We start from the raw sequence: 1,923 nt of genomic DNA on the forward strand, positions 1-1,923 counted from the left end.
CTCGAGCCCCTCGACCCAATCCGGCAGCCGCAGCCGAAGCTCGAGTCCCTTGCCGTTCACCCCGCGCAGATCCCAGGTCCAGCGGAGCCCCTCCGCCTCGTCGCTGCGCGACGCAAATCCGGTCATGGATTGCCGCATTTCCGCCTCCGTGTCTTAAGACCGGGCGTTTTTCTTAAAACAGCCCGATTTTCAAGGCCCTACAGTCTGGGCTCTGGCATGGAAAGCGTCGGGATATCCCGGGATCTGTTAACCTTTGAGCCACAATTGGGGCGAAATCCCGTCGCATTTGAGATAACTTCAGACTCAAGACGATGATAAAGGCTAGCAAGTTGGAACGGGGGCTCCGACCGCGCAGCGCGACGCAAGACCAAGGAGTGCGCGAGATGTTCGGTAAGGGCGGTAACGGACGGGACGTGGTGTCGATGACCGATCGTGACAAACAGAAGCGGCTGGCACCGCTGCGGCTGCTCGAGAGCTACTGGCAGGGATTGGCCGGTCACAGCGGCGAGGTGCCGCTGCGCAGCCAGATCGACCCGCGCGGGATCGAGAGCGTTCTCGAATACGCCTTCCTCGCCGAGCGTATCGCCCCAACGCTTGCCAAGCTGCGGGTTTCCGGCACCCACCTGAACGAGCTCATGGGCATGGAGACCGGCGGCATGCCGCTCTCGGCGCTGTTCACCCCCGAGGCGCGCGAACAGCTCGGTGTCGCCGTGGGTCAGGTGTTCTCGGACGGGGCCATGGTGAAGATGGAGCTGCGCGCCGAGGAAGGCTTTGGCAAGGGCGCGCTCGAGGCGCATCTGCTGATGCTGCCGCTGCGCTCGGACATGGGCGACATGACGCGGATGATCGGCGTGCTGGTCAGCAACGGCAAGATCGGCCGCACCCCGCGCCGTTTCACCGTCGTCTCGGTCGACGCCCGCCCTGCGCTCAACATGATCCCGGTCGACCCGGTGGCCGTGTACATCGACACGCCCCCGAAGAAGCGCCCGAGCGAACTCGCCGAGCCCGCGGCAAGTTTCCATCGCGGCAGCAAGAAGGACGGCAAGCCGCGCAGGCCGCCGCACCTGAGGCTGATCGTCTCGAACGACTGATCCGCATTCATCATGAGATATAGGCAGGTCTCGCCCACCGGGCCGGACCAACGGGAACCTGCGGCGTCCTTACAGGCCGCGGGCTCCTGATCGAGCACGCCCCGCACGGTGAAACCGGCGGGGCGTTTTTTTGTCCAGTGCTCCGCCGGTTGGACGGCGGAGCGGATCTGCTCAGAAGCTCACTCTGCCGCCATCGGCAGGCTCGTCTCTTCCTGCAGCACCGGGTGGAATTCCTCGCGGCTGCCGGCATAGGCGAGGGTCGCGCGCAGCATACCGGCCTTCGAGCCGCAGTCGAAGCGCTGGCCGCTGAAGCGGAAGCCGCAGAGACCCACGCGCTCGATGCCTTTGGCGATGGCGTCGGTCAGCTGGATCTCACCGCCCAGCCCCGGCTCCTGGTTGCGCAGGTCGTCGAAGATCGAGGCGTCGAGCACGTAGCGGCCGACGACCGCGTGCAGCGACGGCGCCTTGTCGGCCTCGGGCTTCTCGACCATGCCCGAGGCGTTCACGCACTGGCCCTCGGGCTCGCCGATCGGGTCGAGCACGCCATAGGCGCTGACCTCGTCGCGGCCCACTTCCATCGTCGCTACCATGTGGCCCGCATCGCCAGCCTCGTAGGCCTCGATCATTTCCGAGATACAGCCCTTCTGACCCATGATCAGGTCGTCGGGCAGGATGATGGCGACCGGCCCCGGCAGCACCTCGTCGGCGGCGCAGAGCACCGCGTGGCCCAGACCAAGCGCCTCGGGCTGCATGACGAAATGCGCCTGTTCCTCGGTCGGGTTGATGGCGAAGCTGTCGAGCGTGTCGGCGATGCCATGCTTGCCCTTCTCGC

Annotated in this window: 3 protein-coding genes; 1 reads left to right on the plus strand and 2 read right to left on the minus strand. The window is 65.8% G+C overall.

What is annotated here, in order from left to right:
* A partial coding sequence (locus HC022_RS25385; RefSeq protein WP_303049101.1) for a YicC/YloC family endoribonuclease occupies positions 1 to 138 on the minus strand: 138 nt, incomplete at its 3' end.
* A gap of 245 nt (positions 139 to 383) precedes the next feature.
* Here HC022_RS25385 and HC022_RS25390 point away from each other — a divergent pair.
* Positions 384 to 1,091, plus strand: coding sequence for a PAS domain-containing protein (locus HC022_RS25390; RefSeq protein ID WP_167454238.1), 708 nt, complete (start codon positions 384 to 386; stop codon positions 1,089 to 1,091).
* Between the two features lie 179 nt (positions 1,092 to 1,270).
* Here HC022_RS25390 and HC022_RS25395 read toward each other — a convergent pair.
* The coding region (locus HC022_RS25395; protein WP_167454239.1) for a UTP--glucose-1-phosphate uridylyltransferase at positions 1,271 to 1,923 on the minus strand (653 nt) is incomplete at its 5' end.

It is taken from the genome of Salipiger sp. HF18, assembly GCF_011806505.1.
In the GTDB taxonomy this organism is placed as follows: domain Bacteria; phylum Pseudomonadota; class Alphaproteobacteria; order Rhodobacterales; family Rhodobacteraceae; genus Salipiger; species Salipiger thiooxidans.

Bases quoted from the DNA above. Each gene is read 5' to 3' on its own strand.
- HC022_RS25390 (WP_167454238.1), top strand. From the start codon at position 384: ATGTTCGGTAAGGGCGGTAACGGACGGGACGTGGTGTCGATGACCGAT.